Origin of the sequence: Agrobacterium sp. Ap1 (assembly GCF_017313375.1) — a bacterium.
Lineage (GTDB): Bacteria > Pseudomonadota > Alphaproteobacteria > Rhizobiales > Rhizobiaceae > Neorhizobium > Neorhizobium cellulosilyticum.
In genome coordinates, this window is record NZ_JAFLMY010000011.1 from 37320 (window position 1) to 55523 (window position 18204).

The following is an 18204-nucleotide window of genomic DNA, read 5'->3' on the forward strand; positions in this document are numbered from 1 at the left end:
TTAGGCTTAGCTGCGGCTTACGGTGACGTTCCAGGGCTCGCTGACCTGCCAGTCCATGTTCTTCTCGATGCCCTTCACCCACGGCATCGCCATCTGCGGCATGTTGCGATAGGCCCACGGAATGTAAATGGCATCGTCGGCGGCCAGCTGCTGCGCCTGTCGGGCAAGCGCCAGCCGTTCTTCCGAACCTGCGGCAAGGATGGATGCCTTGTCCAGCAATGCGTCCACCTGTTCGTTCTTGTAGCCGCCGAGCTTGTTCTTGGCATTCGATGACGAGGAATGCACGATGCCGCGCAGATAGGTTGTGCTGTCGGAAACGCGCGTGCCGACATTGTCACGGAAGATCTGGACGCGGTTCTGGTCCGGGCCTTCGAACTTGTCGATCTGCGGCTTCATGGAAACGGACTCAACGCCAAGCACCGTGCGCCACTGCTCGGCGATATACTGGGCCGCCGCTTCTGCGACCTGGCGGGAAATGCCGACAAAATTGATGCGCGGGAATGCCGCCGCACTGCCATAACTCGATTGCGCCAGAAAACGGCGCGCCGCATCCGGATCGAATGGCAGTTCGCGGAAATTCGGATCGATGCCGGGCACGGCCGTCAGGATCTGCGTTGCGCGCACTTCCGGACCCTGCGGGAAGGTGAGCTTCCAAAGCTGTTCGCGATCCACCGCAGAGATAAGCGCCTTGCGCACGTTGATATCGTCGGTCGGCTTGCGGCTGATGTTCAGCCAGAAATGATCGCCTTCTGGCGCCAGTGGGCCGGAGAGGAAATTCGCGCCGAGATCGTCGATCAACGTCGTCGTCTGGATCAGGGTGTGGACGTCGAACTGACCCGACTTGAGAGCGGCCGTTGCCGTCGAGGCATCCTCGATGACCTGAACCTCAATGCGGCGCAGCGACGGCGCAGGGCCCAAAAAATTGGCGTTGCGTTCGAACACGAAGGTTCCGGCATCCAGATCCATCTTGACCGGCACGAAAGGACCGCTGACGATAACGGCGTGATCGCTTGGGTTCCACCAGCCGGGCACTTCATTGCCGTCGGCGCCACGCGCCAGCGACACCTTGACGATCGGTGCCAGATGATTGGCAAGTTTTGCCGCAAACATCGGGTCCTGCGCGCTCAACCGCACCTCGACCGTGCGGTCGTTGAGGGCAACGACGCCCTCGAGCACGGTCGCCTTGCCGCCGGTGATCGCACCATAACCCTGAACCGTGGACAGCACCTGATCGATGCGCTGGTTCTTGGTGGCCGGCATCGCTGCCAGTTCCCACGAACCCTTGACGTCGGCCGCCGTGATCGGGCTGCCATCGGAGAAGCGTGCCTTTTCGGCAATCTCGAACTGCCAGACCGTGTTGTCGGCGTTGGCGCTCCATTTTGCAAAGATGTACGGCTTCAGCTCGCCCTTGCCGGTATAATAGAGCGGCGAAGCCACCCAGAAGGAATTCAGGCGATAGCTCTGACCACCACCACGCAGCGGCGACCAATCTGAGGAGAAGGCGGGGTGGATGATGCGCAGTACGTCATTCTCCGCCGCAAAAGCCTGGCGCGCTAAAAGACCGCCGGCCAGAGGCGCCAGACTGCCGATACCCAGAAGCTTCAGTGACTGCCGGCGGTTCATCGCCAGCACACCGTTGCTGCCGCGATTTCGAATATCATGTTCCATGTTTACGTCTCCTGATCAGGTTGAGATCGCGGCATTTCGCCAGCGGCCGTCAAATGCGATGAAAGGCAATGTCAGTGATCGACGACGGAGCCGTCGAAATGGGCACGCATCTTGATGTTCTGGATCGGCCGTTCACGACGCGGGAATTTTTCCTCGAAACCCGGCCGCAGCTCGACGCCAAGACCCGGACCATCCGGGATGGCAAGAAAGCCACCTTCGGCCTTGGGGAAATCAACGAGCATGTCCTCGCCGGCGAGACCAGTGCGCTGGTCGATATGCGGCGTGCCGAGCGGATATTCCTGGATGGCGAAATTGGGGATCACCGCATCGATCTGCAGGCAGGCTGCAAGTCCGATCGGGCCGACCGGATTGTGCGGAACGATCTGTGCATCGCTGGCTTCAGCCATCGCTGCGATTTTCTTGGCCGCGGTGATGCCGCCGCAAACGCCAACGGAGACGCGCAGATATTCGGCCGCACGAGTATCGAGCAATTCCTGGAACTGCTGGATGTTGATGAAACGCTCGCCGGTGGCGATCGGGATGGCGATCTTTTCGGCAACCCGTGCCATGGCCGGGATCGATGCCGGTTTGACCGGATCTTCGTAAAACAGCGGCAGCGACGGCTCGACCAGACGGGCAAGCGTGATCGCCTCCGGCACCGACAGGCGGCGATGCAGCTCGAGGCAGATATCGACCTCAAGTCCGACGGCCTTGCGGACCCGCTCGACGAGCTCGGCGCCCGCCTGCATCTGCGAAGCATGAGAGCGGTAATGGACGCTGTCGGCATCATCCATCAGCGGATTGAGATGGCCGATCGCGGTAAATCCCTGCTCCTTGCGCATCTGTGCCTGCTCGACGAATTCGTCGGCGCTACGACCCTTGACCCAGGCATAAAGGCGGACGCGATCACGCATTCGGCCTCCGAGCAGCTCGTGGACGGGCACACCCAGTGCCTTGCCCTTGATATCCCAGAGCGCCATGTCGATGGCGGATACCGCGCCGTTGATCGCCGCACCCGTATAGTGGTTGGCGCGCAACATCACATTCCAGTGCCGCTCGATCGTCGTCGGGTCCTGCCCTTCCAGAAACCGTCCGAAGCGCTGGATGGCGGCGGCGGCGGCATCATAATGCCCCCAGGTGCCGCACTCGCCGTAGCCGACAATGCCCTTGTCAGTGGTGATGCGCACGAACAGGAAAATGTCCGCGTATATTGGCTCGACCGATGTGATTTTCATGTGTCTTTGATCGCCTCGATATTGTCCATCAATTCGCTAGAGAACGGATTTCCAATCTTTTGCGGGAGACCGGAAGGTTTTTGCTCAAGCAAATAAAACGGTAGCAAACGGTTTCATTCAATGATATGTATTTCATTTAATAAAACGCATGGAGCGTGCTTGTCAAGATTTGCGTGATGACTAGGATGTCCGGATGACACTCGATTCAGCCGAAAACCACGAAAATGCACCGCCTGCAGGCGTCCTTGATCGGGGACTTCTGATCCTCAGCCTGTTCACCATGGAGCGCAGCCAGATGCATTTGCGCGAGATCTCGGAGATCTCGGGCCTGGACAAGGCAACGACACTCAGGGCACTGAAATCGCTATCGAATTGGGGATTTCTGGAGCGGCATGCGGATGGCAGCTATTCACCGGGGCCGATGAACATGCGGCTCGCGGCGATCTTCAAGGCGACGTCCAATCTGGTCAACCGGATCGCAGAGCCGCTCAACCGGATTAGCGATCAGGTTAATCAGGTAACCGCCTTCTACATCCGGACGGAAAGCAATCGGCTCTGTCTTGTTCGCAGCCGGATGAATCGTAACCACAGCTACTTCGTGGATGTCGGCGCGTCGGTCTCGCTTTCGCATGGCGGGTCGGCTGCACGCGTGCTTCTCGCCTATTCCGAGCCGGACAACCAACTCTATCGGACGGTCAGGGAAGACGGTTTTGCCATCTCGCGCGGTGAAAGGTTGAGGCATTATGCCTCGATCTCAATTCCACTATTCGAGGCGGACGGGATATTTCTTGGTGCCGTAACTATAAATGCCCTCAGCGTCGATGTGACGGACGAGGACTTCAAGAGATTTGCGGATATCGCTCGCACAGAAGTTCAGCGATCAGGCTTTGTGATCCGGCTGAAATAGCGGGTGGGTATGCCCCTCTATGAACACATCGCCTGGCATGCGGAAGGCGCTAAATTCGAGCGGGATTTCGGAGCGGCGGACTGACCTAAAGGTTGCTCACGTCAACCAACCCACGAGGCAGGCGATTCATGCATTCGGCTCCTGAATCAGTTACAAGAAACTGATCTTCGATCATCAAGGCCCCCAGTCCTTGGCCATAGAATGGCGCTTCCAATGCCACGACCATGTTCGGCTCGATGATCTCCATATTGCCGGCGGAAAAGAACGGCCATTCCTCGATGCCGACACTTCCCCCAACCGCGTGTCCAAAATGGCCCCGGTAATATTCTGCAAAACCGTCCTTGCGCATCGATTGAAGCATCGCCGCATGAACCGAGCTGAAGGGGTTGCCGGGCCGGATCTGCTCAAGCCCGGCATGGAACGCCGTTTCGAGCGCCTTGAAGACATCGATCGCAAGCCCGGAAGGTCGACCAAATGTGTAGGTTCTCGCTCCGTCTGAAGAATAACCGTCGACGAGCGTCCCAACGTCAGCCTTGATGAGGTCGCCCGGCGCCACCACAGCGGTCATGTTGGCAAGATCCGCGCCGACAGAAATGTAATCCCAATGTCCGCTGAGCGAGAACCCACCTTTGGAAGCGGCAATCTGCACACCGGCCTTCCAGGCGGTGGAAAGTTCCGGCAGGGATACGCCGGGCCTGATTGCCTGCACCATTGCCGTCAAACCGGCTTCGGCGGCTTCAGAGGCTCGCCGCAGGCGCTCTATCTCGTCAGCAGTCTTCACCGCCCGCAACCGTCGCAGCACAGTCGAGCCGTCCAGCCATGTAACCTGCGGCAAGCTCGCCTTGAGAGCTTTAAAATCGGCAGCCGGCATGAATTCGAGATCGGCAGCCAGACGCGCGTTCGTCAGGCCACGTTCTCGCAAGAGATCGCCGAGAAGAGCGAAGACCACGGATCGATCGAACGTCTCGGGACGAGGCCCGCCTGTACTGGCCCGTCGATAGGCTTCATTGATCTCCTGCACCGTCTCCGCACCGGTCACATCGAGCATGTCGATCCAGATGCGATGGGTTCGGATATCGACTTCGGGTGCCTTGGCGCGCAGCGCTGCTGCGGCGTGGTCGCTGACAATCGCCGCAAGGGTTGCGTCTGGCTGCGCCGGCACGAGCGCCACCGCGGCCCCTGCCCGCCCCCACATGGTCGCTACGCCTGCCGGTGCGCCGACAGCATAACGAAAAGCTTCCGGCTGGAAGAGGACAAGCGCATCGATTCCGGCTTCATTCATCAGTTTTGCTGCACGGTTTCGGTCGATATCGCTCATGTCCTGATCCAATCCCTGATGTATGTGAAGGACTTAATGGGACTGAGCCAAAAATTCCAGAACCGAAACAAATTTCTCATACCCCTCTGCTGCAAGAGCAGCGCATTCCCTTCAAGACCGCTTTTTTACCCTCGTCGCTCTTCCGGTGGATGGCGACTAAGCTATGCTGCGCGACGTGAATGATGGCCCGATCGGCCAGTGAATGGGAGTTTTAAGATGAGCGGTTTGACGACCCTTATGGGCTCAACCCTGAAAAACAGACAGGCAAGCGCACGCACCGCGATTGCAGCGATCCTTTTTTCCGCTTTGACGGCAGGATATGCGCAAGCCGCCGATTTCGATGCGGATGCCACGATCAATATCGGTTCGCTTTACGAGCCGCAGAACCTGGACAACACGGCCGGCGCCGGCCAGGGTATCAACGAAGCCTTCAACAACAATGTCTATGAAGGACTTTTTCGGCTTGCTGACACAGGCGATGTGGAGCCGGTTCTGGCCAAGGAATTCAAGGTCAGCGATGATGGCCTTACCTACACGTTCACCCTGCAGCCGAATGTGAAATTCCATTCCGGCGATCCGCTCACCTCCAAGGATGTGAAGTTCTCGATCGAGCGTGTTACCTCGGCGGAATCAAAGAGCTCACGCAAAAACAGCCTGAAGCCGATCGCCGGAATCGAGACGCCTGACGATGCGACCGTCGTCATCAAACTCTCGTCCCGCTCCATCTCCCTGCCCTACAATCTCAGCTATGTCTGGATCGTCAACGATACGGCAACCAACCTGACCGCCACCGAAGACGGCACCGGGCCTTATGAGCTTGCGGACTGGCGCCGCGGTTCCTCGCTGGCTCTGACCCGCTTCGATGATTACTGGGGCCAGAAGCCGGATAATGGCGATGTCGTATTCCAGTATTTCACCGAGGCGACAGCGCTCAACAACGCGCTTCTGACCGGCTCGGTCGATATCATTACCTCAGTCCAGAGCCCGGATTCGCTTGCCCAGTTCAAGGACAATGCCGATTTTACCGTCGCTGAGGGCCAGTCTACCACCAAGCTACTGCTGGCCTATAATGACCGCGTTGCTCCATTCGATAACGTCAAGGTTCGCAAGGCGCTGGCGCGTGCCGTGGACGATGCCAAGCTGCTGAAGGCCGTTTGGGGCGATTACGGCACGCTGATCGGCTCCATGGTGCCGCCGACCGATCCGTGGTTCGTCGACCTCACCAAGACCGACGCCTATGACGTCGAAGGTGCCAAGGCGCTTTTGAAGGAGGCCGGTTATCCGGATGGCTTCTCCTTCACCATCGATACGCCGAACTACGATCCGCATCCGATCGCCGCGCAGTTCCTGCAGAGCGAACTCGCAAAGATCGGCGTCAAGGTGAACATCAACGTCATCACCGCCAACGAATGGTATTCGAAGATCTACAAGGCGCATGATTTCCAGGCGACGCTGCAGGAGCATGTGAACCACCGCGACATCGTGTTCTACGGCAATCCCGATTTCTACTGGGGTTACAACAACCCGAAGGTTGTCGATCTGATCAAGCAGGCAGAAGCCAGCACCACGACAGACGAGCAGACGGCAAGGCTGAAGGAAGCCAACACGATCATTGCCGAGGATGCTGCCAGCAACTGGCTCTATCTCTATCCGCAGATCGTCGTGGCTGCCAAATCGGTCTCCGGCTATCCGCTCAATGGGCTGAACGCACAGTTTTTCGCGGGTAACATCAAGAAAGCCGATTGATTATCATCCTGCTCTCGGCAAATCGATAATCTGCGTTATAAGGCTGGCCGCCCGGTTCCTCCGGGCGGCTTTCCCATGAAAGGTGCCGACCATTCTTTCCTATCTGTTTCGTCGTCTGGTCATTCTTCTCATATCCATCCTCATCGCGGCTGCGGTGCTGTTCCTGCTTCTGAGGCTGTTGCCGGGTGATCCCGCCAATGCGCTGGTCTCGGTCGGCGCCGACCCCGAGCAGATCGAGGCGGCGCGCCGCCAGGTGGGCTCTGACCTGCCGCTCTCTGAACAATTCTTCCGCTTCGTCTCCAGCCTGGCTCGCTTCGATCTCGGCACATCCTTCATCAGCCATGCGCCTGTCCTGCCGGAGATCGGCAAGCGGCTGGCGATAACCGTGCCGTTGACCCTCATGGCGTTTCTGCTGGCGCTTGCGATCGCGCTGCCGCTCGGGATCATTGCCGCGGTCAAATCGAACCGCTGGTACGGTTTTCTGATATCGGTCGTCTCCCAGCTCGGAATCGCTGTTCCTGTCTTCTGGATCGGCATCCTTCTGGTAACCGTCTTTGCGGTCAATCTCAGGCTTTTTCCTTCCGGCGGCTTTCCTCCACGCGGCTGGCAGCGGCCGGAAGCGGCATTTGATGCGCTCGTTCTCCCGGTCATCACCATTGCGATCGTCATGTCGGCGTCACTGATCCGCTACGTGCGCTCCGCGACCCAGGATGTGCTCGGCAGCGATTATCTGCGGACCGCGCGTGCACTTGGCGCAACCTTTACCGAGGCGTTGATCCGCCACGGTATCCGTAACGCATCCGTGCCGGTCATTTCGGTCCTCGGCATCGAGCTTGCTTCAACCCTACTTGGTGCCGTTGTCGTCGAACGCGTCTTTTCGCTGCCAGGTCTCGGCTCCATGCTGCTGCTCGGCATAGAGCAGCGAGACTATCCCAACGTGCAGGGCGTGCTGTTCGTTTCTACCCTTCTGGTTCTGCTCGTAGGCTTTCTCGCCGATCTGGCACAGCGGCTGATCGATCCACGCTTGAGAGACCGCAGCGGTGGGGCAGCACGATGAGCAACACCACGACCATGACAAGCTCGGAACAGGGACGGAAGCGACGCTCCTGGACAATTACGATCGGCGCCCTGATTGTCGGCCTGCATCTTGCTATCGGCCTCATGACACTGATCTGGACGCCTTACGACCCAGCCGCGATGTCGGGTGGGCGTCTGGAGGCCGTTTCGTTCCAGCATCTGGCCGGCACTGACAGACTTGGCCGCGATCTCTTTTCGCTGATCATGATCGGCTCGCGTATCTCGCTGACCGTCGGCACCGGAGCGATCATCATCGGCGGGTTGATCGGCATAACGATCGGACTTCTGGCAGCCTTCGCATCGAAGACCCTGGATGACGTTCTGGCCGCCGGCCTCGATATCCTGATCGCCTTTCCAACACTGCTGCTTGCCATGCTGATCGTTGCATCGAGCGATGGCGCAAGCCTATGGACCGCGATCATCGCGATCGGCATCGCCAATTCCGCCATTGTCGCGCGGCTCACACGCATCCTAACCAAGCGCGTCCTGTCCATGGATTATATCACCGCCTCACGGATATCCGGCACGTCTTGGATGGGCGTCGTGTGGATCCATGTCCTGCCGAACATATGGCCGACATTGCTCGTCAATCTGGCGCTGCAATTCGGCCTCGCCGTCATTGCCGAGGCCTCGCTCTCCTATCTCGGCCTTGGCGCTCCGGCCCCGAATGCATCATGGGGGAGGCTGCTGCAGGAAGCACAGGCGACCGTATACACGGCCCCTATCGGCGCGATTGCGCCGGGTCTTGCGATTGTTTCAATGGTAATCGGCATCAACCTTCTCGCCGATGGCCTGCGCGATCTCGCCGACCCTACCCGCAGGAGCCGCCGATGACCCCATTGCTCAAGATCGATGGCCTTGCAATCCAGACTGGCGGAAAATCGCTGGTCGCAGATGTCTCGCTTTCAATCGATGGCGGAGAACGCGTCGGCCTTATCGGTGAATCCGGCTCCGGCAAGTCACTGACTGCACTCGCCGCAATCGGTTTGCTACCCTATGCATTGAAGGCGTCCGGTTCGGTCATGCTCGACGGTCGCCAGGTGATCGGCGCACGTGACCGTGATCTCGTGCCACTACGGGGAACGGCCGTGGCCGTCGTGTTTCAGGAACCGCTGACCGCGCTCGACCCATTGGTAAAGATCGGCCGGCAGGTCGGCGAGGCGGTCAAACGACGCGCCAGGCGTGACGGAGCCGCGACGGACAAGGCGAGCATCGCGAAAAAGGTGGTGGCGCTGCTCGATCAGGTAGCGCTGCCGGAGCCTCATCGCATCGTCGACGCCTGGCCGCACGAGATTTCCGGCGGACAGCGTCAGCGGGCAGCAATCGCCATGGCGCTTGCGTGCAAACCCAAGCTGCTGATTGCCGACGAGCCGACAACGGCGCTGGATGTGACCACACAGGCCGAAATCCTCGCGCTCATGGCTCGTCTCGTAAAGGAACGGGATATGGCATTGCTTTTCATCAGCCACGACCTTCCGGTCGTCGCCGGCGCTGTGGACCGCGTGGTGGTCATGCAGCACGGCCGTATCGTCGAGACCGGCGCGGTCTCGGATGTATTCGGGCGACCGGGCCATCCCTATACACAAAGCCTTGTCGCGGCAGCGCGTGCATTCGACAACGCTCTGGAGATCGCCCGATGAGCCTCATCGACGTACGTGATGTATCCTTTTCTTACACGCGGCAGCGCAAGACGCTCCATGACGTGAACCTTACCCTGCAGAAAGGCCGCAATCTCGGCATCGTCGGCGAGTCCGGTTCGGGCAAGACGACACTGCTGCGCCTTCTGCTCGGTCTCAATCAGCCCACGACCGGCGAGATTCGCTTCGAGGGGCGTCGGCTTGACCTCGGGAACCGCGGATTCATGCGTCGCTTCCGTAGCGGGGTGCAGGCAGTCTTCCAGGATCCCTATTCCTCACTCGATCCACGCCAACGGGTTTTCGACATCATTGCCGAACCTCTCCGCTCGCTGAGCATCGAAGGCGACCGGAAGACTGCCGTCCTGCAGGCTCTAACGGCAGTCGGACTGACCGCCGATGCCGCCGAGCGTTATCCGCATGAATTTTCGGGCGGCCAGCGGCAGCGCATCGCCATTGCCCGTGCCATCGTTTCCCGACCCGATGTGATCCTTGCAGACGAGGTGGTCAGTGCGCTGGACCTTTCCACGCGCATTCGTATCGTCGAGCTTTTGCAGGAACTGTCGCGGACGACGACCTTCGTGCTCGTGTCACACGATCTCAGCCTCGTATCATCGCTTTGCGAGGACGTGATTATTCTGGAGCAAGGCCGGATCGTCGAGAGCGGGAAAACGCGCACCATCCTGGCAAATCCCAGCCATGATTATACGCGCGCCCTGCTGGCCAGCATTCCGCGCATACCGAATTGATCCCAAGCGTGCCGTCTCCCGATCCACTGGACGAGGCTGCAAGGCAACTCAGTGATTTTTGACTGATCCCGGCAGCTCGGATCGCTGTTCCGCCAGCAGCCTTTTGCGGACGAGCACGCTCATCACCCGCGCTGCAGTCGAAAACTCCATTTCGTCCAGAGGCCCCTCACCTTCCCATGGCTTCGAAAGCCTGTCGACGACGCCCCCGGCAATGCTGGCCGGCACGATATCCGAGCACCCTCTAAGAGCCTCGAATACTTCCGATATTCGCACAGCCTGTTGACCGAAAGCAACCTCCGGCTCCGGGACATAAGCGTCCCAATCTTCAAACTCGTGAAGGGCATCGCGAAAGAGATATTGCAGGGTGATTGGTGCGTGTCCGTCCTGTAGCCTAGGCAAAGTCGACGTCATACGTGTTCTCCCTTTTCGATGATCCGCAAAGATTACCGAGCCATATTCACAAGACGACACTCGTGAACGGCAACGCAATCGAACCGCTTCCGGTTCAGTAGGGCAGATGAATTCCCCAATAGAAGCTTTCGGGATGCCGCTCTTCCTGCGACGGCTTCTCGTCATCAGCCGGATTGAGATCGATACGGGCTTGCCGCTCGGAGCGTACCGCCAGGTCCTGTGAAAGCCGAGGACGCGCCGAAAACGCAAAGAGGTCAAACCCAAATAAAGGAAGGCTGCTCGCAATCATGAAACACCTCCGTATCCGGTTCATCACAATACCGGATGCTCGGCCAGAACGTTGCTGCGGTCAACATTGTCTACAGAATTAGTACACTATTCTGCGGCCCATTTCTGGAGCTCTATTGCACGAATGCTTTGCGGTCATAGTTTTTTATTTTTCGCAAGTGGGAAGGATCGATCCCGCCTTCGTCGCCCATTCGATGTCATCCGTCGAATGTGAGATCCAGAGCAGTTGCTATATCTGTAATGAGATCGTCGGTTTCCTCGAGCCCGACCGACAGGCGCAGATGACCGTACTTTCGAAACTCATCCGGCCAACGCTCGGAACCGCCTCTTGCCGTTGCGCCAACATGTACGATCAGGCTCTCATCGTGCCCCAGTGAGACGGCTGAAGTAATCACTTTCAGGTTCGAAACAAAGCGATTTTGTATCGCAGGATCACCTTCGAGAGCAAACGCGATCACACCCCCAAATCCCCTTGCGCCGAACTGACGTGTGGCAATTTCATGCTGCGGATGGCTCTGCAATGACGGGTGGTGGACATAGGCGATGCGGGGATCGGACGAGAGATGGTGTGCGACGAACTCTGCGGACCGGCAATGTTGTTCCAACCGTAAAGGAAGGGTTACGGAGCCACGCATGATCAGCCAGGCGTTGAACGGCGCGATGCTTCCGCCGACATCGACAAGTGCGTCGCCCTTTATCCGTTGGACAAGGTCCTTCCTGCCTATGACGGCCCCACCCATGGCATCACCGTGGCCATTGATGTATTTCGTCAGGGAGTGAATGACGAGATCGGCCCCGCTTGCCAAGGGTCGAAACAGAGGCGGCGGCGTAAAGGTCGAGTCGACGCTCAGAAGCACGCCCGCCTGCCTTGCAACAGAGGACAAGGCCGCGATGTCGGAGACTTTTGTCGTCGGATTTGCGATTGTCTCTGTATGTATCAATTTCGTGTTCGGGCGGATCGCCGCCTTGACCACCTCGATATCGCTCGTATCGACGAATGTCGCTTCGATCTGGTAACGCTCAGGAAGCAGTTCCACAAAAAGACGCCACACGGCCTCATAGGTCACGTCACTGACGACGACATGATCTCCGGTTCTCAGCAGCGTGAAGAACACGGCGTGAAGGGCAGCGACACCGGTGGCGAACACGGCAGCATCCTCGCCCTGCTCCATGGCCGCGAGCTTCTGCTGGAGCCTGATCTGGTTGTGACCGGAGTTTCTGGTGTAAAGCGCGATGCTGGTGTCGGACCAATCGACGTCGGAAGAATCGGTCGGCAAATGATAGGAGTTTGCCATAACAATTGGCGTCCGGATTGCGCCGGAGGCCGTATCGACTTCATTGCCACCATGTACCGCCAGCGTTTCGAAGGAAAGAGTGTTTGGGTCTTGTTTGTCCGGTCTTGCAGTCATTTCACCAACTCTAAAATCTGAGGTGCCGCCCGGCAGAGACCGCGCCTCGTCAAATATCTCTTGCCATCCATTATCCGCCTTCATCACCACCTGGATGGCGATCGGGCGTCGCATGTCGGATGTTGTTTGAAGGTATCGCGGAACGATCAGAGCCGACCTTTCCAGGGCACCAGCAGAACCTCAAGCAAACGAACCGCCAGACCGAATACGAACGCACATGCAGCGATAATCAGAATACCGACAAACACGACATCCGTTGCGAGGAAATGTGACGCAGACATGATTACGTAACCAATGCCTTGATTGGAAGCGATCAGTTCCGCGGCCACCAGCGTGCTCCAGCCGACACCAAGTGCGATACGGATGCCGGTCAGGATTTCCGGCAATGCGGTCGGAAAAACGATGTCGCGAAAAAGCTGCAGGCGACTTGCGCCCAGAGATCGCGCGGCATTGACCCGCTCGATGGGCAAGGATCTGACACCGGCCTGTGCTGAAAGGCAGATGGGTGCGAACATGGCAAGAACGAGCAACGTCACCTTCGAAGTCTCACCGATGCCGAGCCATATGATCATCAACGGCAGGTAGGCGAGCGGCGGGAGAGGCCAGTAAAATTCGATAGGCACATCCAGGATGCCTTTTGCCCACCTGTTGAGACCCATCAGAAGACCGATCGGTATGGCCGTGGTTATCGCGATCGCCGCCGCAGTCAGAATGCGGAACAGGCTTGCGGTAATATGCTCACCAAGCGAGGCGCCTGCATAACCATCGTGTAAAACAATGTTGAATTGGGTCAGCACGTCCTGAGGTGTCGGCAGGAAAAGACGAGGCACGACTGCAAGCTTTGCGGCACCCCACCATGCGAAAATGATCAGAAGCGCAGTCAGAACGCTGATTGCAAATGTCCTGCTGCCGCTCGTACCGAATCGGGTCATCTCGACAATGCGCGGCTTTTCCGCTTCCGGAAGGGCGATGCCCGGTACGGTTTCAATGATATCCGTCATTCCGCCGCGCTCCTTGCATCCTGTCCGCCATGTAAGAGCGCCCGGATGTCTTCTCTCAGGTTGTTGAAGTCTGACGATGTCTTGATCGCTCGCGCATCTCCCGTGTCGGCAAACTGCCGGACGAAGTCGAGATTGAAGCGCGCGACGATGCGGCCAGGCCTCGGTGACATGACGATCACCTGGGTACCGAGGAAGAGCGCTTCCTCGACCGAATGTGTGATGAAGAAAATGCGTTTTCCGGTCTGTTTCCAGACATTGACCAGAAGCTCCTGCATCTGCTCGCGCGTCATGCTGTCGAGCGCACCGAAAGGCTCGTCCATCAAAAGCGTATCGGGATCGGCCGCAAGCGCCCGCGCGATACCGACCCGCTGGCGCATGCCGCCGGAAAGCTCGTAAGGAAAGGCTTTGGCGAAATCGCTCAGCCCGACCAGATCGAGCAGTGCTGCGGAGCGACGTGTTCGCTCAGTCTTCGAGACACCCGCAAATTTCAGCCCGAGCGCGACATTGTCGATAACATTCTTCCAGGGGAGCAACGTATCCTTCTGGAAAACCACGCCTCGATCCGAGCCCGGTGCAGATACCGATCTTCCATTGAGTGTGATTGACCCGTCGGACAATGGCAGGAAGCCCGCAATGGCATTAAGGAGTGTCGATTTCCCGCAGCCCGAGGCACCAAGAGCAACGACAAATCCCTTGTCCGGAATATCGAGTGAGACCTGGTCCAGCGCATGAACGACACGGCCCTTGTCGGTTTTGAAATAGACGCTCGCGCGTTCGATCTTGAGCATGGGATGTCTCTCTCAAGTCGGGACGCCAGGTTTTTCACCCGGTGTCCCGTTTCATCAGTTGCTGGCGCCGACCAGTGCATCGGCCGTGACGAATTCGGCATAGCTCGGCAGCACTTCGGTCACCTTGCCCTGATCTTTCAGAAACTGCGCAGTGTCCTTGAGGATCTTGGCGGCACCTGATTTTTCTCCGCCACCCAGCCATTCGGCAGATGCCTGCACCTGCGGCGTCAGCAGGTTGAGGTTGTTGAGTGCCGAAGCCTGCTGCTCGGCCGTACCGCCAAGAAGCTTGGCAAGTTGCTTGGCGTTGGCGCTGTCAGCATTCCAGGCTGCCTTGTCCTTTGCAAACGAAGCGTAATACCTGTTGATGACACCGGCGAATTTCTTCAGAAACTCTGGATTGTCGTTGCTGAATTTGCTCGCCGCGACCCAGGCGGAGAAGGTCGGCGCGCCCTTTTCGGCGACTTCCTTCGACGTGACGAGAACCTTGCCGCCCTTCTTGAGTTCGCTCAGAGCCGGATCCCAGACGAAGCCGCCATCGAGATCGCCACGATTGAACGCTGCAACGATCTCGGGCTGCGAGATTGCAAAGACCTGGACATCCCGTTCGGTAAGGCCAAGAGACTTGATCAATGCGAGAAGCTGATAGTGGTCGGTCGAAACTGGAGCTGCCGCAAGCTTCTTGCCCTTGAGGTCCGACAGACTGTCGATGCCTGAGCCATTGCGGACAACCAGCGCTTCGTCGATGCCGGAGATGGAGGAAAGGTAAAATGCCTTTACCGCCAACCCGCGTGACGTAGCCGCAGCAAACGGACTCGAACCGACATAGCCGACCTGAACATCGCCGGAAGCGATCGCCGCAAAAATTTCGGCCCCGGAGTTGAACTTTCGAAAGTCAATCTCGTAGCCGGTTTCCTTCGAGAACTCGCCATTGGCAATGGCAACGGATGAGGGAAGCGCGTCGGTCTGATAGGCGACGACGACCTTCTTGTCAGCGGCTTGAGCGCTGACGGCCGCAACGACGCTGCCGATACCAAAAACCGCGGCCGTAAGAATGGTTTTGATGTTCATTTTGCCCTCTGCCCGGAAATATCCGGTCCCCTGTTGTTTCCACGGCTAAAGAATAGGAGGGCATGAGGCCGGCAAGACAGCAAAAAACTGCTATTTTTATAGAATAAATGGATAAGGAAAATTCCCAATCGATCGACGAGCCCCTTTTTTGTCTTGCTTGCGGTCGTTATCCCGATCAGCACGTCGGCCTTTTACTACCCGACAAGGGGGCATCGGAAAGACCGCAAGCAAGGCAAAAAAGAAGGGCGACCGATATACGGCGCCCTTGATAGTTGTGAGGCTTCAGCCTCCAGAGGGAACAGCCCATCAGCAAATCGCATAAGGATAGCAGGCGACGGGTCGAGGGAAGGCTAAGCGGAACTGCGCGTTGGATGAAGGAATGACTTTGCTGTTTTCGCCGGCATAGGGGAATTCATTGACGTTCAAACGATTGATTTTAGTCACGCACCGAATGTCACCTCGGAATGTTTTTCACCTCAATCCCAGGTGAGGTGCGTGATGTTGGAATTCAGCAACCTCGGCGCCGAACACAACCTCGGGGAGCATTTATCTATCATAATCCGGAATGGATTCATAATCTTCTCGCAAAAGTCGATAAAGCTGCATTGTTTATTTTCTACTTAATTAATGGATTTTTGTTCCTTATCAGCGTCTGCCCGTTCGGCCATCTTGCTCATCGTTTACTGAAAGGGGTGAGGTTATGTCCGCAATCAAGACTGCAATTTCCACTGCGCTGATCGCATTTATGGCATCAACGGCAGCTTATGCCTCGGATGCCTTGGTCGATGCCGAATGGGTTCAAAAGAACCTCGACAATCCGAAGGTACGGATCTTCGAAGTCAGCGTCGACACGGGAGCCTATGAGCGGGGCCATATTCCCGGCGCAGCCAATCTCAACTGGCATACGGATCTTGTCGATCGCGAACGACGCGATATTGCCAGCCGCGAAGCCTTCGAGAAGCATCTGCAGGCTGCCGGCGTCGGTGAGGACACGACAATCGTTCTTTATGGAGACAACAATAACTGGTTTGCCGCCTGGGGGGCCTGGGTCTTTGAAACCTACGGTCTGGGAGATCGCGTCAAGCTGCTGGATGGCGGTCGCAAGCTTTGGGAGGCGAAAGGTCTTCCACTCGACAGCAAGGCCACGGAGCGTGTCGCAACCAACCTCAAGATCAAGGACCGGGATCCGTCCGTGCGCGCCCGGTTCACCGATGTGGTCGCGGTCGCGGAAGGCAAACACGATATCAAGCTGATCGACATCCGTTCTGCCGATGAATATTCCGGCAAGATTTTCGCGCCGGAAGGCGTGAAGGAGCTGTCGGTTCGGGCCGGTCACATCCCCGGTGCCGTCAATGTTCCCTGGGGCTCCATCGTCAATGCCGACGGGACATTCAAGACGGCAGACGAAATCAAGTCTCTCTACGCAGCGAAAGGCGTGGACGGTTCAAAGCCGATCATCACCTATTGCCGCATTGGCGAACGCTCCAGCCACACATGGTTCGCGCTGAAGAAAATCCTCGGCTACGACGTTCGCAATTATGATGGCTCCTGGACCGAATATGGAAATGCGGTCGGAGTACCGGTCAGCAATCCTTCCGGAACGATCTGGACCGGCAAATAATCCCGCCACTGCATCCAATTGGTCCTGCCGGACAACTCTCGTGAGAGCTGTCCGGCAGAAGTACGGTTCAACAGGCTTTGAAGCATGACTTTTCGAATGGCCATCGTGCCGGCTGCAATCATCCTCGCAGGCCTTCTCACGGCGAGTTACATCCTGGCCGTCGATGCAGAAGGCCGGGCTCTTGCATTCTCACTGCTGGCAGGATCCGCCTTCGGCATCGTCCTGCAACGCGGCCGCTTCTGCTTCCTGTGCAATTTTCGCGACCTGTTCGAAAGACGCAGCAGCAATGGTGCGATTGCCATACTCGTGGCACTCGGTGCCGGCGCCGTGCTCTATCAGATCATCATCACGGCATGGATGCCGCTACCGCTCGCAGGCCGCCTTCCCCCTGGCGCGCATATCGGTCCTGCAGGCTACATACTGGCGCTCGCAGCTTTCGTCTTCGGCTTAGGGATGGCCTTATCAGGATCTTGTCTCTCCGCCCATTTCTATCGCCTCGGAGAGGGCGCTTTCGGCTCGCTCGCTGCGATCGGCGGCGCTGCCATAGGCTTCCTTCTCGGCTTCCTGACATGGCCCCGGCTATATACTTTCACGGTCTTCGACGATCCTCCGGTTTGGCTGCCACACCATCTCGGTTATGCGGGTTCGCTGATTGCAACGCTTGTGGCTCTGCTGCTCTTGACGGTGGCGGCACTGAAGATAGCTCCCATGACGTCCAACACCCCAGCCGAGGATCAGGGGCGACTGTCACCGCTGAAGAGGGTATGGACTGCACGGTGGTCTCCTGTCGCAACAGGGATATTTGTCGCAGCGATCAGCGCGTTTACCTATTTTCGTGTCGCACCGCTCGGCGTGACCGCGGAGCTCGGAAGTATCGTCCGGACTGCGGCAATACGCCTTTCCGTTTTGCCAGAAGGCTTGCCCGGGCTCGACACGCTCCGTGGCTGCATCAGCGCCGTCAAGCAAGGCATTCTGTCGCCCAATGGAGTTTTCGTTGGAGGGCTTGTGCTTGCCAGTTTCTCCTGTGCCTTGATCGCCGATCAGTTCAAGCCTTCTTGGCCGGACTTTCGTGGGCTCATCACCCGCCTGCTTGGCGGTATCATGATGGGCTGGGCAAGCATGATTGCACTCGGCTGCACCGTTGGCGTTTTGCTGTCGGGCATTCACGCAGGCGCCCTTTCCGGCTGGATTTTTCTGGTTTTCTGCACCGTCGGGGCGTGGTTCGGGCTGGCCGTGCGGAAAGCATTTGCCGATCGGCAAGCTTCCCGTTAGTCGCGCCAACAA

Annotated in this window: 17 protein-coding genes; 8 read left to right on the top strand and 9 right to left on the bottom strand. The window is 58.0% G+C overall.

The window, feature by feature from the left end:
• Positions 1-6 precede the first annotated feature (6 nt).
• Positions 7-1668, bottom strand: coding sequence for an ABC transporter substrate-binding protein (locus JZX87_RS20130; protein ID WP_206827549.1), 1662 nt, complete (start codon positions 1666-1668; stop codon positions 7-9).
• Between the two features lie 71 nt (positions 1669-1739).
• Complete coding sequence (gene dgoD / locus JZX87_RS20135) at positions 1740-2903, bottom strand: galactonate dehydratase (RefSeq protein WP_206827550.1); 1164 nt, start codon at positions 2901-2903, stop codon at positions 1740-1742.
• 193 nt (positions 2904-3096) lie between these two features.
• Here dgoD and JZX87_RS20140 point away from each other — a divergent pair, with 193 nt between their 5' ends.
• Positions 3097-3810, top strand: coding sequence for an IclR family transcriptional regulator (locus JZX87_RS20140; protein ID WP_183827608.1), 714 nt, complete (start codon positions 3097-3099; stop codon positions 3808-3810).
• 85 nt (positions 3811-3895) lie between these two features.
• Here JZX87_RS20140 and JZX87_RS20145 read toward each other — a convergent pair whose 3' ends face one another.
• Positions 3896-5128 carry a M24 family metallopeptidase gene (locus JZX87_RS20145; protein WP_206827552.1) on the bottom strand — a complete coding sequence of 411 codons (1233 nt, stop codon included), beginning with the start codon at positions 5126-5128 and terminating at the stop codon, positions 3896-3898.
• Positions 5129-5344: 216 nt separating this feature from the next.
• Here JZX87_RS20145 and JZX87_RS20150 point away from each other — a divergent pair, with 216 nt between their 5' ends.
• From JZX87_RS20150 to JZX87_RS20170, 5 genes are all read left to right on the top strand, one after another.
• Positions 5345-6874 (top strand): ABC transporter substrate-binding protein, encoded by a 1530-nt coding sequence (locus JZX87_RS20150; protein ID WP_286194964.1) that lies wholly within the window; start codon positions 5345-5347, stop codon positions 6872-6874.
• Positions 6875-6956: 82 nt separating this feature from the next.
• The gene (locus JZX87_RS20155; protein WP_353654224.1) at positions 6957-7931 is read left to right on the top strand and encodes an ABC transporter permease; all 975 of its coding nucleotides are present in this window, start codon (positions 6957-6959) and stop codon (positions 7929-7931) included.
• Positions 7932-7945: 14 nt separating this feature from the next.
• Positions 7946-8785: an ABC transporter permease gene (locus JZX87_RS20160; protein ID WP_502711328.1), complete on the top strand. Its 840-nt coding sequence runs from the start codon at positions 7946-7948 to the stop codon at positions 8783-8785.
• A complete protein-coding gene (locus JZX87_RS20165; protein WP_206827554.1) occupies positions 8782-9591 on the top strand; it encodes an ATP-binding cassette domain-containing protein in 810 nt (269 codons plus the stop codon). Before JZX87_RS20160 ends, JZX87_RS20165 begins: the two co-directional genes overlap by 4 nt.
• Complete coding sequence (locus tag JZX87_RS20170) at positions 9588-10334, top strand: ABC transporter ATP-binding protein (protein WP_206827555.1); 747 nt, start codon at positions 9588-9590, stop codon at positions 10332-10334. The genes JZX87_RS20165 and JZX87_RS20170 overlap by 4 nt, the downstream gene beginning before the upstream one ends.
• Positions 10335-10382: 48 nt before the next feature.
• On the opposite strand, the gene JZX87_RS20175 is transcribed toward JZX87_RS20170, so the two are convergent.
• The 6 genes from JZX87_RS20175 to tauA all read right to left on the bottom strand — a co-directional run bounded on the left by JZX87_RS20175 (position 10383) and on the right by tauA (position 15299).
• Positions 10383-10745: a BRA0787 family protein gene (locus tag JZX87_RS20175; RefSeq protein ID WP_183686617.1), complete on the bottom strand. Its 363-nt coding sequence runs from the start codon at positions 10743-10745 to the stop codon at positions 10383-10385.
• Between the two features lie 94 nt (positions 10746-10839).
• Positions 10840-11034 (bottom strand): hypothetical protein, encoded by a 195-nt coding sequence (locus JZX87_RS20180; RefSeq protein WP_206827556.1) that lies wholly within the window; start codon positions 11032-11034, stop codon positions 10840-10842.
• A 196-nt stretch (positions 11035-11230) separates the two neighbouring features.
• Positions 11231-12442, bottom strand: coding sequence for a trans-sulfuration enzyme family protein (locus tag JZX87_RS20185; protein WP_206827557.1), 1212 nt, complete (start codon positions 12440-12442; stop codon positions 11231-11233).
• 146 nt (positions 12443-12588) lie between these two features.
• On the bottom strand, positions 12589-13443 hold the full coding sequence (locus tag JZX87_RS20190) for an ABC transporter permease subunit (protein WP_206827558.1): 855 nt from the start codon (positions 13441-13443) through the stop codon (positions 12589-12591).
• Entirely contained in the window at positions 13440-14231 is a 792-nt protein-coding gene (locus JZX87_RS20195) for a taurine ABC transporter ATP-binding protein (protein ID WP_206827560.1), read from the bottom strand. The genes JZX87_RS20190 and JZX87_RS20195 overlap by 4 nt, the downstream gene beginning before the upstream one ends.
• A 54-nt stretch (positions 14232-14285) precedes the next feature.
• Positions 14286-15299, bottom strand: a complete 1014-nt coding sequence (gene tauA, locus JZX87_RS20200; protein ID WP_206827562.1) for a taurine ABC transporter substrate-binding protein — start codon at positions 15297-15299, stop codon at positions 14286-14288.
• Positions 15300-15999: 700 nt separating this feature from the next.
• Between tauA and JZX87_RS20205 the strand changes: the two genes are divergently transcribed.
• On the top strand, positions 16000-16920 hold the full coding sequence (locus JZX87_RS20205; protein ID WP_206827564.1) for a sulfurtransferase: 921 nt from the start codon (positions 16000-16002) through the stop codon (positions 16918-16920).
• Between the two features lie 84 nt (positions 16921-17004).
• A complete protein-coding gene (locus JZX87_RS20210) occupies positions 17005-18192 on the top strand; it encodes a YeeE/YedE family protein (RefSeq protein ID WP_206827566.1) in 1188 nt (395 codons plus the stop codon).
• Positions 18193-18204 lie beyond the last annotated feature (12 nt).